Annotated in this window: 15 protein-coding genes; 13 read left to right on the forward strand and 2 right to left on the reverse strand. The window is 53.8% G+C overall.

The window, feature by feature from the left end:
- The first annotated feature begins 97 nt into the window (after nucleotides 1–97).
- Together mog and SD961_RS02100 are read left to right on the forward strand one after the other, a co-directional pair.
- Complete coding sequence (mog, locus tag SD961_RS02095; RefSeq protein WP_318788747.1) at nucleotides 98–685, forward strand: molybdopterin adenylyltransferase; 588 nt, start codon at nucleotides 98–100, stop codon at nucleotides 683–685.
- 127 nt (nucleotides 686–812) lie between these two features.
- Nucleotides 813–2,117, forward strand: coding sequence for an MFS transporter (locus SD961_RS02100; RefSeq protein ID WP_318788748.1), 1,305 nt, complete (start codon nucleotides 813–815; stop codon nucleotides 2,115–2,117).
- Between the two features lie 120 nt (nucleotides 2,118–2,237).
- Here the strand turns inward: SD961_RS02100 and satP are convergent, their stop codons facing one another.
- Entirely contained in the window at nucleotides 2,238–2,810 is a 573-nt protein-coding gene (satP, locus tag SD961_RS02105) for an acetate uptake transporter (RefSeq protein WP_318788749.1), read from the reverse strand.
- A gap of 45 nt (nucleotides 2,811–2,855) precedes the next feature.
- Between satP and SD961_RS02110 the strand changes: the two genes are divergently transcribed.
- The 5 genes from SD961_RS02110 to nhaR all read left to right on the forward strand — a co-directional run bounded on the left by SD961_RS02110 (nucleotide 2,856) and on the right by nhaR (nucleotide 8,604).
- A complete protein-coding gene (locus SD961_RS02110; RefSeq protein WP_318788750.1) occupies nucleotides 2,856–3,101 on the forward strand; it encodes a hypothetical protein in 246 nt (81 codons plus the stop codon).
- Nucleotides 3,102–3,126: 25 nt separating this feature from the next.
- Nucleotides 3,127–5,043, forward strand: a complete 1,917-nt coding sequence (gene dnaK, locus SD961_RS02115) for a molecular chaperone DnaK (RefSeq protein ID WP_318788751.1) — start codon at nucleotides 3,127–3,129, stop codon at nucleotides 5,041–5,043.
- A 108-nt stretch (nucleotides 5,044–5,151) separates the two neighbouring features.
- Nucleotides 5,152–6,291, forward strand: a complete 1,140-nt coding sequence (gene dnaJ, locus SD961_RS02120) for a molecular chaperone DnaJ (protein ID WP_318788752.1) — start codon at nucleotides 5,152–5,154, stop codon at nucleotides 6,289–6,291.
- A 207-nt stretch (nucleotides 6,292–6,498) separates the two neighbouring features.
- Nucleotides 6,499–7,659, forward strand: a complete 1,161-nt coding sequence (gene nhaA, locus SD961_RS02125) for a Na+/H+ antiporter NhaA (protein ID WP_318788753.1) — start codon at nucleotides 6,499–6,501, stop codon at nucleotides 7,657–7,659.
- A gap of 57 nt (nucleotides 7,660–7,716) precedes the next feature.
- Nucleotides 7,717–8,604, forward strand: coding sequence for a transcriptional activator NhaR (nhaR, locus tag SD961_RS02130; RefSeq protein WP_318788754.1), 888 nt, complete (start codon nucleotides 7,717–7,719; stop codon nucleotides 8,602–8,604).
- 64 nt (nucleotides 8,605–8,668) lie between these two features.
- Here nhaR and rpsT read toward each other — a convergent pair whose 3' ends face one another.
- Nucleotides 8,669–8,932 carry a 30S ribosomal protein S20 gene (rpsT, locus tag SD961_RS02135; RefSeq protein WP_025901190.1) on the reverse strand — a complete coding sequence of 88 codons (264 nt, stop codon included), beginning with the start codon at nucleotides 8,930–8,932 and terminating at the stop codon, nucleotides 8,669–8,671.
- Between the two features lie 315 nt (nucleotides 8,933–9,247).
- On the opposite strand from rpsT, the gene ribF reads away from it, so the two are divergent.
- The 6 genes from ribF to dapB all read left to right on the forward strand — a co-directional run bounded on the left by ribF (nucleotide 9,248) and on the right by dapB (nucleotide 16,379).
- On the forward strand, nucleotides 9,248–10,186 hold the full coding sequence (ribF, locus tag SD961_RS02140; protein WP_318788755.1) for a bifunctional riboflavin kinase/FAD synthetase: 939 nt from the start codon (nucleotides 9,248–9,250) through the stop codon (nucleotides 10,184–10,186).
- Nucleotides 10,187–10,216: 30 nt separating this feature from the next.
- The gene (gene ileS, locus SD961_RS02145) at nucleotides 10,217–13,033 is read left to right on the forward strand and encodes an isoleucine--tRNA ligase (protein ID WP_318788756.1); all 2,817 of its coding nucleotides are present in this window, start codon (nucleotides 10,217–10,219) and stop codon (nucleotides 13,031–13,033) included.
- Entirely contained in the window at nucleotides 13,033–13,533 is a 501-nt protein-coding gene (lspA, locus tag SD961_RS02150) for a signal peptidase II (protein WP_306208068.1), read from the forward strand. Before ileS ends, lspA begins: the two co-directional genes overlap by 1 nt.
- Before the next feature lie 9 nt (nucleotides 13,534–13,542).
- Entirely contained in the window at nucleotides 13,543–14,013 is a 471-nt protein-coding gene (fkpB, locus tag SD961_RS02155; RefSeq protein WP_318788757.1) for an FKBP-type peptidyl-prolyl cis-trans isomerase, read from the forward strand.
- Nucleotides 13,994–14,947, forward strand: coding sequence for a 4-hydroxy-3-methylbut-2-enyl diphosphate reductase (gene ispH, locus SD961_RS02160; RefSeq protein WP_318788758.1), 954 nt, complete (start codon nucleotides 13,994–13,996; stop codon nucleotides 14,945–14,947). Before fkpB ends, ispH begins: the two co-directional genes overlap by 20 nt.
- Before the next feature lie 610 nt (nucleotides 14,948–15,557).
- The gene (dapB, locus tag SD961_RS02165) at nucleotides 15,558–16,379 is read left to right on the forward strand and encodes a 4-hydroxy-tetrahydrodipicolinate reductase (RefSeq protein ID WP_318788759.1); all 822 of its coding nucleotides are present in this window, start codon (nucleotides 15,558–15,560) and stop codon (nucleotides 16,377–16,379) included.
- Nucleotides 16,380–16,790 lie beyond the last annotated feature (411 nt).

The following is a 16,790-nucleotide window of genomic DNA, read 5'->3' on the forward strand; positions in this document are numbered from 1 at the left end:
TGTACATCCCGCTTTGCAATAGTTTATCCTTCCCTCTTATCTCCCCCGACACCCGCGTCCGCCCTTAAAGCGTGGCCGTAACTACAGTGACGACACGATGAATACACTACGTATAGGATTGATTTCGGTTTCCGATCGCGCCGCCAACGGCATCTATCAGGATCAGGGCTTGCCTGCGCTTGAGGCCTGGCTTTCGCAGGCGCTGGCTACGCCGTTTACCATTGAAAAGCGACTGGTGCCGGATGAACAGCCGATGATTGAGCAGGCCATCTGCGAACTGGTAGATGAATTATTCTGCCCTCTGGTGCTGACGACGGGCGGAACCGGCCCGGCTCGTCGTGACGTGACGCCCGATGCGACGCTGGCCATTGCTGACCGCGAGATGCCGGGTTTTGGCGAACAAATGCGCCAGATTAGCCTTAACTTCGTGCCTACAGCGATCCTCTCCCGACAGGTAGGGGTGATCCGCAAACAGTCACTGATTATTAACCTTCCGGGCCAGCCAAAATCGATTCAGGAGACGCTGGAAGGGCTTAAGGATGCGGAGGGCAAAACCAAAGTTCACGGCATTTTTGCCAGCGTGCCTTACTGTATTCAGCTGCTGGAAGGCCCTTATATAGAAACCCATGAGACTGTAGTAGCAGCTTTTCGTCCCAAAAGTGCCAGGCGCGAAACAAACGGCTAAAAATGGCGTAATTCAGGCATAAGATCCAGCGGCGCTGGTGTGGCAGAGAATGAACGGTATAGTACGCATAGCTTTACATTAGCGAACTATACTTTTTTCTTCTACTTCTGGATATGCCTGAATAATTATGCCTCCCGATAACGCGCGTCGGTTAAACCGACAGGATTATAAAACCCTCTCTCTGGCGGCGCTGGGCGGCGCGCTGGAGTTCTACGACTTCATTATTTTTGTCTTTTTTGCCGCCGTAATTGGCGACCTCTTTTTCCCGGCAGATATCCCTGACTGGCTGCGCCAGCTCCAGACTTTTGCCATTTTCGCCGCAGGCTATCTGGCGCGCCCGTTAGGCGGCCTGATCATGGCCCATTTTGGTGACAGCCAGGGCCGTAAGAAAATGTTCAGTCTCAGTATTCTGCTGATGGCCCTGCCTACGCTGGCGATGGGGCTGTTGCCTACGTATGCCACACTTGGCATTGCCGCACCGATCCTGCTGTTGCTGCTGCGCGTTCTGCAGGGCGCGGCGATTGGCGGAGAAGTGCCGGGTGCCTGGGTATTTGTGGCTGAACATGTTCCGGAAAAACGCATCGGCTTCGCCTGCGGTACGCTGACTGCGGGACTCACTGCAGGCATCCTGCTTGGCTCAGTTGTGGCGACCCTTGTTAACACCACTCTGGGTGCTAAGGGAATTGCTGAAGGTGGCTGGCGCATCCCGTTCCTGCTGGGCGGCGTATTTGGTTTTATTGCCCTCTATTTGCGCCGCTGGCTGCATGAAACGCCGATCTTTGTCGAATTGCAGTCACGTAAAGCGCTGGCTGCTGAGCTTCCCCTCAAAACGGTCATTCTGAATTGCAAAAAAGAGGTCGCGATAAGCATGCTGCTGACCTGGCTGCTGTCGGCAGGAATTGTGGTAGTGATCCTGATGACGCCCACCCTGTTACAAAAACAGTTTGGCATTGCGGCAGCGTCGGCGCTTCAGGCTAACAGCCTTGCTACGGTGATGTTACTGGTTGGTTGTATCTGCTCCGGGCTGGCTGCTGACAGATTTGGTGCCAGCAAAACGCTGATCGTTGGCAGCCTGCTTCTGGCCGGTTGCAGCTGGCTGTTTTACCGCACTGTTGGCGGACACCCTGAGATGCTTTTCCCCTGTTATGCGCTGGTGGGCTTTAGCGTTGGGGTGGTGGGTGCCGTACCTTACGTGATGGTTCGGGCATTTCCTGCCGAAGTGCGTTTCACCGGCATCGCCTTCTCCTATAACGTGGCTTATGCCATTTTTGGTGGGCTGACGCCGATATTCGTGACGCTGATTATGAAGGTGACGCCGCTGGCCCCCGCTTATTACGTGCTGGCACTCTCCGCCATCGGCTTACTGGTTGGCCTCTGCCTTAAGCGCGACTTCGTCCGTCACCCTCTTGTAGTTAACCAGAGCAGAGGTTGATGAAAAGTAGCGTTAACGACAAGCGATTACCGCAGGGGAATAAAAGATTAAGCGCAACGCTCATTAAATAATGTCCGTTAAAAAAGGCCCTTCAGGGCTTTTTTTACTTCCAGCTTAATGTTAAATCTGCTTAGCGCCGCCCAGCGGCAGCACGGTTCGACCCAATTGTTCGTTGATCACTTCAGCCATCGCCAGATAGATTGCGCTGGCGCCGCAGAGCAGGCCTTCATATCCCGCCAGCATCAGCACCGTTTTATTCCCGGCGATATTGCCCCAGGCAAGCAGCGTGAACAGCAGCGTCAGGCTGGCAAAAACGCTCTGTAACCCATAGCTGGCAGAGAGCGTGCCAAAGAACATAAACAGCGTAAACACGCCCCACAACGCCAGCCAGATACCGAGCACGGTGGCATCAGTGGGTTCCGCCAGCCCCATCGCAGGCAGCAGCAAAATGCCTGCCAGGCTCAGCCAGAAGCAGCCATAGGAGGTGAAAGCGGTGAGGCCAAAGGTATTGCCCTTTTTGTACTCCAGCAGGCCCGCAAGAATTTGCGCCAGCCCGCCGAAAAAAATGCCCGTGCTGATGATGGCGGAAGTCAGCGGAATAAAGCCCGCGTTGTGAAGATTGAGTAAAACCGTGGTCAACCCGAATCCCATTAATCCCAGTGGTCCCGGGTTGGCCAGCCTGTTGTTATGCATATGTTTCCCGTAATAAAGATAAAAAGTGAATTTGTTGGGTGAATCTTGCTGATTTATCGAAATATTTTTTCCGGTGTTCTCAGGTCGCGCGGCATCATAAAGATCCGCGGAAGGGGAAACATTGATCTGAAGAGCGGTAAAAAAGACTTTTTTTTTCCGCTGCCCCTTGATGCCGTGGTGGATGGCCCCATCTTAGTTGGCATCCAAGGGTATGGACCTGGAAAAAAAGCGCGGCGCCAGCAGTTGAAACGGCAAAAAAAGCCCGCATTAAGTGTTCATAAACTGATTTGACATGAATTTAAGTGGGAGAAGTGTAATGGGTAAAATTATTGGTATTGACCTGGGTACGACTAACTCTTGTGTCGCTATTATGGATGGCGGTAAAGCGCGCGTGCTGGAGAATGCAGAAGGCGATCGCACCACCCCTTCTATTATTGCTTACACCCAGGACGGCGAGATTCTGGTCGGTTCACCGGCTAAGCGTCAGGCTGTGACCAACCCACAGAATACCCTGTTTGCGATCAAGCGCCTGATTGGCCGTCGCTTCCAGGACGAAGAAGTGCAGCGTGATATCAAAATCATGCCTTACAAAATTGCCGGTTCCGACAACGGTGACGCCTGGATCGATGTGAAGGGCCAGAAAATGGCACCGCCGCAGATTTCTGCGGAAGTGCTGAAAAAAATGAAGAAAACGGCGGAAGATTATCTGGGCGAGCCAGTAACTGAAGCGGTTATCACCGTACCAGCCTACTTCAACGATGCGCAGCGTCAGGCAACGAAAGATGCCGGCCGTATCGCAGGTCTGGACGTTAAGCGTATCATCAACGAACCAACCGCAGCCGCGCTGGCTTACGGTATGGATAAAGGTCAGGGCAACCGCACTATCGCGGTCTATGACCTGGGTGGTGGTACCTTCGATATCTCTATCATCGAAATCGATGAAGTAGATGGCGAAAAAACCTTCGAAGTACTGGCTACCAATGGTGATACCCACCTGGGTGGCGAAGACTTCGACAGCCGTATGATCAACTACCTGGTCGCTGAATTTAAGAAAGATTCAGGCATCGATCTGCACAACGATCCGCTGGCGATGCAGCGTCTGAAAGAAGCGGCAGAAAAAGCCAAAATTGAGCTTTCCTCCGCTCAGCAGACCGACGTGAATCTGCCGTACATCACTGCTGATGCAACCGGTCCTAAGCACCTGAACATCAAAGTGACTCGTGCGAAGCTGGAATCACTGGTAGAAGATCTGGTCAGCCGCTCTATTGCGCCTCTGAAAGTTGCGCTGCAGGATGCAGGCCTTTCTGTGTCTGATATCAACGACGTTATCCTGGTCGGTGGTCAGACTCGTATGCCAATGGTGCAGGCGAAAGTGGCTGAGTTCTTCGGCAAAGAGCCACGTAAAGACGTGAACCCGGATGAAGCAGTAGCAGTAGGTGCTGCGGTTCAGGGTGGTGTTCTGGCGGGCGAAGTGAAAGACGTGCTGCTGCTGGACGTAACGCCTCTCTCCCTGGGTATCGAAACCATGGGTGGCGTGATGACTGCGTTGATCAACAAGAACACCACTATCCCGACCAAGCACAGCCAGGTGTTCTCTACTGCTGAAGACAACCAGTCTGCCGTGACCATTCACGTGGTGCAGGGTGAGCGTAAACGTGCTGCTGATAACAAATCGCTGGGCCAGTTCAACCTGGACGGCATTCAGGCAGCGCCACGCGGCATGCCGCAGATCGAAGTCACCTTCGATATCGATGCCGATGGTATCCTGCACGTTTCCGCGAAAGATAAAAATAGCGGAAAAGAGCAGAAGATCACCATCAAAGCTTCTTCCGGTCTGAACGACGAAGAGATCGAAAAAATGGTGCGTGACGCCGAAGCTAACGCTGAGTCTGACCGCAAATTTGAAGAGCTGGTGCAGACCCGTAACCAGGCCGATCATCTGTCGCACAGCACCCGTAAGCAGCTGGACGAAGCTGGTGAGCAACTGCCAGCAGACGACAAAGCACCGATCGAAGCGGCTCTGGCCGAGCTGAACACGGCGTTGAAAGGCGAAGACAAAGCTGAAATCGAAGCGAAAATGCAGGCGCTGATGGAAGTCTCCAGCAAACTGATGGAGTTCGCTCAGCAGCAGCAGGCCGCAGGCGGCGCAGCCGATGCCGGTGATGCTTCCGCTAAGAAAGATGACGACGTTGTTGACGCCGAATTCGAAGAAGTGAAAGACAACAAAAAATAATCGCCCTTGAGCGGGCACGGTGGCCTGAAAAAGGCCACTGATGAAACCTGACGGGCGTAGGAGTTTTCTCCACGCCCGTTCATGCATATTAAGGGCAGGACCACCAGAATGGCGAAGAGAGACTATTACGAGATTTTAGGCGTTTCCAATTCAGCGGATGAGCGTGAAATCAAAAAGGCCTATAAACGTCTGGCGATGAAATTGCACCCTGACCGTAATCCAGGGGACAAAGAATCGGAAGCCAAATTCAAGGAAGTGAAGGAAGCTTACGAGATCCTGACCGACGGCCAGAAACGTGCGGCCTACGATCAGTACGGTCATGCAGCCTTTGAACAGGGTGGCATGGGTGGCGGCGGCGGCTTTGGCGGCGGCGGCGGAGCAGATTTCAGTGATATCTTTGGCGACGTGTTCGGCGATATCTTCGGCGGAGGACGCCGTCAGCAGCGTGCTGCGCGCGGTGCCGATTTACGCTATAACATGGAGCTGACGCTTGAAGAAGCTGTCCGCGGCGTGTCCAAAGAGATCCGCATTCCTACGCTGGAAGAATGTGAAGTTTGCGACGGCAGCGGCGCAAAACCAGGCACTAAACCGCAGACCTGTTCAACCTGTCACGGTCAGGGCCAGGTGCAGATGCGTCAGGGCTTCTTTACCGTGCAGCAGGCGTGTCCGACCTGTCACGGTCGTGGATCGGTTATCAAAGATCCTTGTAACGCCTGCCACGGTCACGGCCGCGTTGAGAAGTCTAAAACACTGTCGGTGAAAATTCCGGCAGGCGTGGACACCGGCGACCGTATTCGTCTCACCGGTGAAGGTGAGGCGGGAGAGCACGGTGCACCAGCAGGCGATCTCTACGTTCAGGTACAGGTGCGCAAGCACCCAATCTTCGAGCGTGAAGAGAATAACCTCTACTGCGAAGTGCCAATCAACTTTGCAATGGCAGCGCTGGGCGGTGAAATTGAAGTGCCGACTCTGGATGGCCGTGTGAAGCTGAAAGTACCGGCAGAAACGCAGACCGGTAAGCTGTTCCGCATGCGCGGGAAAGGCGTTAAGTCTGTCCGTGGCGGTGCGCAGGGTGACCTGCTTTGCCGCGTAGTGGTAGAAACGCCGGTCAGCCTCAGCGACAAGCAGAAAGCGCTGCTGCGCGAGCTGGAAGAGAGCTTCGGCGGCCCAAGCGGCGAGAAGAACAGTCCACGCTCGAAAAGCTTCTTTGACGGCGTGAAGAAATTCTTCGACGATCTGACCCGCTAACTTCAGGTCAGACAGAGAAAACGGACAGCTCAGGCTGTCCGTTTTTTTTTATGTTTTGTCGCCGCTGGAGAACCGCCTGTTGGTCAGCTCGCCGCTATACTTCGGAAATAGTGAAGTGTTAAGCGGGTATAAACTGTTTTTTACGATCGGTTAAAACGAGTATGCTGGCGGTACTTTCTTTCATCACTTTGTTAACGGAATGCTCTGATGAATTCAGCTTTAAAAAGATTACTGAAAAATGAAGCCACCGGCGGGGTGGTTCTGATTATCGCCGCGGCAATTGCGATGTTCCTGGCGAATAATGCCGGGACGCAGCAGATTTACCAGTCAATCCTGAACGTGCCGGTTGAGTTTCGCTTCGGCAGCCTGGATATCAGTAAAAACCTGCTGTTGTGGATCAACGATGCACTGATGGCGATCTTTTTCCTGATGATTGGCCTCGAAGTAAAACATGAGCTGGTATCAGGATCGCTCGCCACTCGCGAGCGGGCAATGTTTCCCCTGATTGCTGCCTTAGGCGGTATGCTGGCACCGGGATTGATCTTCGCGGCGCTGAATCATAGCGATCCGCTTGCCAGCAACGGCTGGGCAATCCCTACCGCAACCGATATTGCCTTTGCGCTGGGTATCCTTGCTCTGTTAGGCAGCCGCGTGCCGCCCGCCCTGAAAATGTTCCTGATGGCGCTGGCGGTCATTGACGATCTCGGCGCCATTCTGATCATCGCTTTCTTCTACACCCAGGATCTTTCTCTGACCTCGCTGGCCGTGGCCGGTGCCGCAACGGCAGTGCTGATCCTGTTGAACAAATTGGGCGTGCGCAGCATTTCGCTCTACATGCTGGTAGGCATGGTGCTGTGGGTGGCTGTGCTGAAATCGGGCATTCATGCCACGGTCGCAGGCGTTATCATTGGCTTCTGCGTACCCTTGAAAAAAGAGAATGGCCATTCACCAGCCATGCATCTGGCGCATGGTCTGGCTCCCTGGGTGAGCTGGCTGATTTTACCGCTGTTTGCTTTCGCCAATGCGGGCGTTTCGCTGGCTGGCGTCTCTCTTAACGGGCTGTTCTCTGATGTTCCGTTGGGGATCATTCTTGGTCTGTTTATCGGTAAGCCATTGGGGATCACGCTGATCTGCTGGCTGGCGGTCAAGGTGCGGGTTGCCGCACTGCCGGAAGGAACCCGAATGCAGGATATCGCTGCCGTGGGCCTGCTGTGCGGTATTGGTTTCACCATGTCGATCTTTATCGCTTCGCTGGCCTTTGATGCCGCACATGAAGAGATGGTGACGCTGGCCAAGCTGGGTATCCTTACCGGTTCGATTGTGTCAGCAGTCGTGGGCTATTCGCTGTTGCGGGTCAAACTCAGGTAATGAGATAGCGGCCAGCTTCTGCTGGCCGCGCTTGATATCGCCATCAGGGAGGCGCGTATGTCACACATCAATTTCAATCATCTCTACTATTTCTGGCAGGTTTGTAAAGCCGGGTCGGTGGTAGGGGCGGCAGATGCCCTGAATCTGACGCCTCAGACCATTACCGGCCAGATCAAAGCGCTGGAAGAGCGGCTACAGGGCAAACTGTTTAAACGGCAGGGAAGAGGGCTGGTGCCCTCTGAGCTGGGGCAGTTAGTTTTTCGCTATGCGGACCGGATGTTCCAGCTCAGTCAGGAAATGTTGGATATCGTTAACTACCGCAAAGAGGCGAGCCTGCTGTTTGATGTTGGCGTAGCGGATGTTCTCTCCAAGCGGCTGGTAAGCCAGGTACTGAAAACGGCGGTAGTGGAGGATGAAAACATCCATCTTCGCTGTTTTGAGTCCACCCATGAGATGCTGCTGGAGCAGCTCAGCCAGCACAAGCTGGATATGATCCTCTCCGACTGCCCGATAGACTCCACGCAGCAGGCCGGGCTGTTTTCCGTCAAGTTGGGCGAGTGTGGCGTCAGCTTCTGGTGTCAGGCACCGGTTCCCGATTTGCCTTTCCCTGCCTGCCTGGAGCAGTGTAAATTGCTGATCCCTGGACGGCGTTACATGCTGGGACGCCAGTTACTGAACTGGTTTCAGACGCAGGGGCTGGAGGTGGATATTCTGGGCGAGTTTGATGATGCCGCGCTGATGACAGCCTTTGGTGCGAGCCATAATGCGATTTTTGTTGCGCCATCCCGTTACGGTGATGACATTTATGCTGAAAAAGAAATTGTTGAACTGGGAAGGATTGAGAGCGTGGTAGAGGAGTATCACGTGATTTTTGCCGAGCGAATGATCCAGCATCCCGCCGTGCAGCGTATTTGTAACAAGGATTTCACCGCGCTGTTTTCTTGAACAGCGGACATAAAAAAACCGGCAGCGCCGGTTTCTTTATCAAAGCCGATTAACAGCGTGGCGATTAAGCCAGTTTGTTGATCTGTGCAGTCAGGTTTGCTTTATGACGTGCAGCTTTGTTTTTGTGGATCAGGCCTTTAGCTGCCTGACGGTCCACGATTGGTTGCATTTCATTAAATGCATTCTGCGCAGCCGCTTTATCGCCAGTAGCGATAGCCGCGTAGACTTTCTTGATAAAAGTACGCAACATTGAACGACGGCTAGCGTTGTGCTTACGACGCTTCTCAGACGTTACTGCGCGTTTCTTAGCTGATTTGATATTAGCCAAGGTCCAACTCCCAAATAGTTCTATGAGGACAATTCAAAGGCCGAGGAATATGCCTCTTTCGCCCATGGTTGTCAATGGATTTGTGCAAATAAGCGTCGCTAAAAAAACGACACTTGGTTACGTTTCGATGGCGCAAGATTCTACCAGCTTCATGCCAATGAATACAGCTTATTCACAAGATAAATGTGAATGGCTCACGCGGGCAGGGTTTGCCGGAGAAAATGGCGGGATAAACGGGCTAAAGCCGCATTCGCGGGTTAACCTTCCTGGCTGTAGTTGGTATAATCCGCCGATTTCCACAAATTTGAGCCAGCCATGAAGTTTATCCGCGGCATACATAACCTTAGGGAGCAGCATCGCGGCTGCGTACTGACCATCGGCAACTTCGATGGCGTTCACCGTGGCCATCAGGCGCTGCTTTCCCGACTGTGTGAAGAGGGCCGCCAGCGTAATTTGCCGGTGGTGGTAATGATCTTTGAGCCGCAGCCGCTTGAGCTGTTTGCGGCCGACAAAGCGCCCGTCAGGCTTACCCGCCTGCGGGACAAAGTCCGTTACCTTAGCGAGGCGGGCGTGGATGCGGTGCTCTGTGTGCGTTTCGATCGTCGTTTCGCCGCGCAGACAGCGGAGAGTTTTGTCGCCGATTTGTTGGTGGAGAAGCTTGACGTGAAGTTTCTCGCTGTGGGTGATGACTTCCGTTTTGGTGCTGGTCGTCAGGGAGATTTCCTGCTATTACAGACGGCTGGCGTAAACTATGGCTTTGATGTCATCAGTACCCAGACCTTTTGTGACGGCGGCATACGCATCAGCAGTACGGCCGTTCGTCAGGCGCTGGCGGAAGATGACCTGCCGCTGGCGGCCGCGCTTCTTGGTCATCCCTACACGATTTCTGGTCGGGTAGTCCATGGTGATGCACTGGGCCGCACGTTAGGCTTTCCTACCGCCAACCTGCCGCTAAGACGCTATCTTTCGCCGGTGAAAGGGGTCTATGCCGTTGAAGTGTATGGCCTGGGCGATAAGCCGCTGCCAGGCGTTGCCAATATTGGTACGCGTCCGACGGTCGCCGGCCTGCGTCAGCAGCTGGAAGTTCATCTGCTGGACGTTGCAATGGATCTGTATGGTCGCCATATAGAGGTGGCGATCGCTAAAAAAATTCGTAATGAGCAGCGTTTTGCCTCGCTGGACGCGCTCAAAGAGCAAATTGCTAAAGATGTGGTGAGCGCCCGAACGTTTTTTGGGCTGAAAACACCGGTTTAAACCGAACCGAAATACGGAATCGAGAATCTGATGAGTGACTATAAATCTACCCTGAATTTGCCGGAAACGGGGTTCCCGATGCGTGGCGATCTGGCCAAACGCGAACCGGGAATGCTGCAACGTTGGTATGATGACAATCTTTACGGCATCATCCGCGAAGCCAAGAAAGGGAAAAAAACCTTTATCCTGCATGATGGCCCTCCCTACGCGAACGGCAGCATTCATATTGGTCACTCAGTTAACAAGATTCTGAAAGACATTATCGTCAAGTCCAAAGGGCTGGCGGGCTTTGACTCGCCTTACGTGCCGGGTTGGGACTGCCACGGTCTGCCTATTGAACACAAAGTTGAGCAGATGATCGGCAAGCCGGGTGAGAAAGTCACCGCGGCTGAGTTCCGTGCTGCCTGCCGTGAATACGCAGCCGAACAGGTTGAAGGTCAGAAAAAAGATTTCATCCGTCTGGGCGTGCTGGGCGACTGGGATCGTCCTTACCTGACCATGAACTTCAAAACCGAAGCCAATATCATTCGTGCGCTGAGTAAGATCATCGGTAACGGCCATCTGCATAAAGGCGCCAAGCCGGTGCACTGGTGCATGGACTGTCGTTCTGCGCTGGCTGAGGCCGAGGTTGAGTATTACGACAAAACCTCTCCCTCTATCGATGTGATGTTCAATGCGGTTGATAAAGATGTGGTACAGGCCAAATTTGGCGTGACCCAGGTTGAAGGGCCGGTTTCACTGGTTATCTGGACCACCACGCCGTGGACCATGCCCGCTAACCGCGCTATCTCACTGCATCCGGAGTTCGACTATCAGCTGGTGCAGATCGAAGGCCGAGCGCTGATCCTGGCGAAAGATCTGGTTGAAAGCGTGATGAAGCGTGCCGGTATTACGCAATGGCGGGTACTTGGCGAAACACGAGGCGCAGAGCTTGAGCTGCAGCCTTTCCAGCACCCTTTCCTGGATCACATCTCACCTGTTGTACTGGGCGAACACGTTACGCTGGAAGCGGGTACCGGTGCGGTGCATACTGCGCCCGGCCACGGTCCTGATGACTACGTGATTGGTCAGAAATATGGTATCGAAACCGCTAATCCGGTCGGACCGGACGGCAGATTCCTGCCGGGTACTTATCCGACGCTGGACGGCGTAAACGTCTTTAAAGCCAATGATATGATCGTTGAGCTGCTGCGCGAAAAGGGCGCGCTGCTGCACGTTGAGAAGCTGCTGCACAGCTATCCACACTGCTGGCGCCACAAAACGCCAATCATCTTCCGTGCTACCCCGCAGTGGTTTATCAGCATGGATCAGAAAGGTCTGCGGGCGCAGTCGTTGAAAGAGATCAAAGGCGTGCAGTGGATCCCGGACTGGGGCCAGGCGCGTATTGAGTCGATGGTGGCTAACCGTCCGGACTGGTGCATCTCCCGCCAGCGTACCTGGGGCGTGCCGATGGCGCTGTTCGTTCATAAAGAGAGTGAGCAGCTGCACCCCGATACGCTGGAGCTGATGGAAAAAGTAGCGCAGCGTGTTGAGCAGGATGGCATACAGGCCTGGTGGGATTTGGATAGCAAAGAGCTGATGGGCGAAGATGCAGAAAACTACGTTAAAGTCCCGGATACCCTGGACGTGTGGTTTGACTCAGGATCAACCAGCTACTCGGTGGTGGATGCCCGTCCGGAATTTGGCGGCCATACTCCGGATATGTATCTGGAAGGTTCAGATCAGCATCGCGGCTGGTTTATGTCTTCTCTGATGATCTCTACGGCGATGAAAGGCAAAGCGCCTTATCGTCAGGTACTGACCCACGGCTTCACCGTTGATGGTCAGGGTCGCAAGATGTCGAAATCGATCGGCAACACCGTCTCTCCACAGGATGTGATGAACAAGCTGGGTGGCGATATCCTGCGTCTGTGGGTCGCCTCTACCGACTATTCGGGTGAGATGGCTGTTTCTGACGAGATCCTTAAGCGTTCTGCCGACTCCTATCGCCGTATTCGTAATACCGCGCGCTTCCTGCTGGCGAACCTGAACGGCTTCAATCCTGAAACCGACCTGGTGAAGCCAGAAGAGATGGTGGTGCTGGACCGTTGGGCTGTAGGACGGGCGAAAGCGGCGCAGGAAGAGATCCTCGCCTCTTACGAGAGCTACGACTTCCATGAAGTGGTACAGCGTTTGATGCAGTTCTGCTCAATTGAGATGGGCTCGTTCTATCTTGATATCATTAAAGACCGTCAGTACACCGCGAAAGCGGATGGCCTGGCGCGCCGTAGCTGCCAGACCGCGCTCTACTACATCGCCGAGGCGCTGGTGCGCTGGATGGCACCGATCATGTCGTTTACCGCCGATGAGATCTGGGGTGAACTGCCAGGCAAGCGCGCGAAGTATGTCTTCACCGAAGAGTGGTTCGACGGGCTGTTTGGCCTGGCGGATAACGAGCCGATGAACGACAGTTACTGGGCTGAGCTGCTGAAAGTGCGCGGTGAAGTCAACAAGGTGATTGAGCAGGCGCGTGCTGACAAGCGCGTGGGCGGATCGCTGGAAGCTGGCGTGACGCTCTATGCCGATGCCGATCTGGCGCAGAAGCTGACCAGCCTGGGTGATGAGCTGCGTTTCGTGCTGCTGACTTCAGGCGCACAGGTCGCTGACTACGCGCTGGCTAACGAAGAAGCGCAGCAGAGCGAACTGGTGAAAGGTCTGAAAATCGCGCTGCACAAAGCGGAAGGCGAGAAATGCCCACGCTGCTGGCATTACACTACGGATATTGGTCAGAATGCTGAGCATCCGGACGTGTGCGCCCGTTGTGCCACTAACATTGCTGGCGCTGGCGAACAGCGTAAGTTTGCCTGATGAGTAAGCCTATTTTCTCGACCGGTTTACGCTGGGTCTGGCTGATAGTGGTGGTCATTGCCATCGACTTCGCCAGCAAGCAGTGGATTATGAACACGCTGATGCTGCATGAGTCGATGTCAGTGATGCCATTTTTCAACTTCTTCTACGCGCATAACTACGGGGCGGCTTTCAGCTTCCTCGCAGATAAAGGCGGCTGGCAGCGCTGGTTCTTTGCCGGCATTGCCGTAGCGATAGTCGTGGCGCTGCTGGTGATGATGTACCGCACCGCAGCCAGCAATAAGTTGAACAATATTGCTTACGCGCTGATTGCTGGCGGCGCGTTGGGCAACCTGTTTGACCGGGCGTATCATGGCTTTGTGGTCGATTTTATCGACTTCTACGTGGGCGACTGGCATTTCGCCACTTTTAATATCGCTGACTGCGGCATCTGTATTGGTGCCGCACTGATCGTGCTGGAAGGTTTTTTCAGCCCGTCCGGCAAACAGGCTAAAAACTAAGGGCAGGGTATGACTGATTCTGTGCAGCGCGAAAGCGCGGTGCTGGTGCATTTCACCTTAAAGCTGGAAGATGGCTCTACGGCGGAATCCACTCGTAACAATGGCAAGCCAGCCCTGTTCAGTCTGGGAGACGGTAGCCTCTCTGAAGGGCTGGAGTCGCACCTGCTGGGGCTGAAAGTCGGTGAGAAAACAGCCTTCTCGCTGGATGCAGACGATGCCTTTGGTCAGAGCAGCCCGGACCTGATTCAATACTTCTCCCGCCGCGATTTTACCCAGGCGGGCGAGCCTGAAATCGGCGCCATCATGCTGTTCAGCGGCATGGATGGTAACGAAATGCCGGGCGTGATCCGCGAAATTTCCGGCGATTCGATCACCGTGGATTTCAATCATCCGCTGGCCGGGCAGACTATTCACTTCGAAGTTGAAGTACTGGAAATCGATCCGGTACTGGAGGCGAAAAATGCAAATCCTGCTGGCTAATCCTCGCGGCTTTTGTGCCGGCGTTGACCGCGCCATCAGCATTGTGGAGCGTGCGCTGGAGATGTACGGCGCACCGATCTACGTGCGGCATGAAGTGGTGCATAATCGCTATGTGGTAAACAGTCTGCGCGAGCGTGGCGCAATTTTTATCGAGGATATCGGGGAAGTGCCGGATGGCTCGATCCTGATTTTCTCTGCGCACGGCGTATCTCAGGCGGTGCGGGCAGAAGCCAAATCGCGCGATCTGACAATGCTGTTCGATGCGACCTGTCCACTGGTGACCAAAGTGCATATGGAAGTGGCGCGCGCCAGCCGCAAGGGCACGGAAGCGATCCTGATTGGTCACGCAGGGCACCCGGAAGTGGAAGGAACCATGGGGCAGTACAGCAACCCGAAAGGGGGTATGTACCTCGTTGAAGCGCCAGAAGACGTTTACAAGCTGCAGGTAAAGGATGAGAACAACCTCAGCTTTATGACGCAGACCACGCTTTCCGTCGATGATACCTACGACGTTATCGATGCGCTGCGTGCCCGTTTCCCGAAAATCATCGGTCCACGTAAAGATGATATCTGCTACGCCACCACCAACCGGCAGGAAGCGGTTCGCACGCTGGCAAAAGATGCCGACGTGGTGCTGGTTGTGGGTTCGCGTAATTCGTCAAACTCTAACCGTCTGGCGGAGCTGGCCCAGCGTGCCGGGAAGCTGGCGCGGCTGATCGACTCTGCGGAAGATATTCAGGAAGAGTGGATCAAGGGCGTGAGCTGTGTGGGCGTGACGGCGGGTGCTTCTGCGCCGGACATTCTGGTTCAGGAAGTGATCCAGCGTCTGCGTGAGCTGGGTGGTGAGGCAGCCATTGAGCTGATTGGCCGCGAAGAGAATATCGTCTTCGAGGTGCCTAAAGAGCTGCGTGTGGAAGTGCGTCAGGTCGAGTAATAGCCAGGACAGCTATCAGCCCGTTAGTATTACCTTTGAATAAAAGCATGTCGTCTGTGTTGATGGTGGCCTGGTCAGGAAGATCGGGCTGAACACAAAGACGTCGTCAACCCTTCCCATGCCGCTTAGCCTGTGCTTATCAGCCCGCTCTTCCTTGCCACAAGGCTTCAGTGTTGCCTGTTTCAAAGCCCGAATCTGACCTGTATGAATGCCATGCTTACATACAGCACCGAATTGGAGGAACAATACCTTTCTTCCAACCCGATTTTGAACTGTGTATTTACCCGGCTTACCAACTGCACTGAAGTCATTGGGTGGTGGCACAGGGCGCGTTAGCCGAGTGTATGCCGCAGGGATGCGGCATCCAAGCCTCCATGGAAGGATTCACGGCGTCTCGGATAACGCGCCCTGTGCCGACGCCGTGCCACCGCAGCTGCCTTTAACCTTACCCTCACTCCCTCCGATCAAACCCCTCTAAAATTTGTTTTACTGATAATCCATCGCGGCTGGCATAAAATTCTTATTATGCTGTTTTTAAGGTGGCGCGCGGGTTAGCGCATGGTTAACCTGTCTTCGCTTTGCATGCACAGACTTTATACAGGGATTCAAAATGAACAATGCACAAATCCGCCTCGCTATTGTGGGCGCCTCAGGACGCATGGGGCGTCAGTTAATTCAGGCAGCACAGGAGGCGGAAGGGGTGTGCTTAGGTGCAGCGCTGGTGCGTGAAGGCTCTTCGCTGGTGGGCGTTGATGCCGGTGAGCTGGCCGGGACAGGAGCGCTGAACGTGAAAATCAGCGACAGCCTGGAAGCGGTAGTAAAAGATTTTGACGTGCTGATCGACTTCACCCGTCCTGAAGGCACGCTGACTTACCTGGCGTTCTGCCGCCAGCACCAGAAAGCGATGGTGATCGGCACCACCGGTTTTGATGAGGCAGGTAAAGCTGCTATCAAAGAAGCATCACAGGATATTGCTGTGGTATTTGCTGCTAACTTCAGCGTGGGCGTTAACCTGGTGCTTAAACTGCTGGAGAAAGCCGCCAAAGTGATGGGTGATTATGCTGATATCGAAATTGTGGAAGCGCACCATCGCTATAAAGTAGATGCGCCTTCAGGTACCGCGCTGGCCATGGGCGAAGCGATTGCTGATGCTATGGAGTGGGATCTTAATGACCATGCCGTCTATGCCCGGGAAGGCCATACCGGTGAGCGCAAAGCTCAGACCATCGGTTTTGCAACCGTGCGTGCTGGTGACATTGTCGGTGAGCATACAGCGATTTTTGCTGATATTGGCGAGCGTGTAGAGATAACCCATAAGGCTTCAAGTCGGATGACCTTTGCAAAAGGGGCTGTTCGTGCCGCTGAGTGGTTAAGTGGTTATAATCATGGTCTTTATGATATGAGGAATGTGCTTGATCTTGATGATTTATAAGTGTTGTGCACCATCGTGATGTGGTTATTTCAATCATAAGTTTCTGATTGGATGGGCAATAATTTTATTGCCCTTTTTATTTTGTGATAATAGTTGTTTGGATATGATTTTGCAGTATGGCTGCTTTTAAAATAAGTTATCTTCACTTTTTACCTTAGGGTAAGGTTAATTTTGACCATTTGGTCCACTTTTTCCTCTGTTCACGCCCTTTCTTATGCGCAATTGTTAACGCAACCGGTTTTATGCCCGCAATGAGTGCTCCTTTTGCAGTAAATCTTCCGATTTACTCACCAGTTGAGTAAAAACCTATGAAAAACTCACCTCCAGGGTAGACAATGGGGTGGGCGATCATTAGAATGCGCGCAATTTGCCAAAAATCGAGAACTCAGGCGGTTTTTGCATTGATTTATG

Source organism: Erwinia sp. MMLR14_017 (genome assembly GCF_033657285.1).
In the GTDB taxonomy this organism is placed as follows: Bacteria; Pseudomonadota; Gammaproteobacteria; order Enterobacterales; family Enterobacteriaceae; genus Erwinia.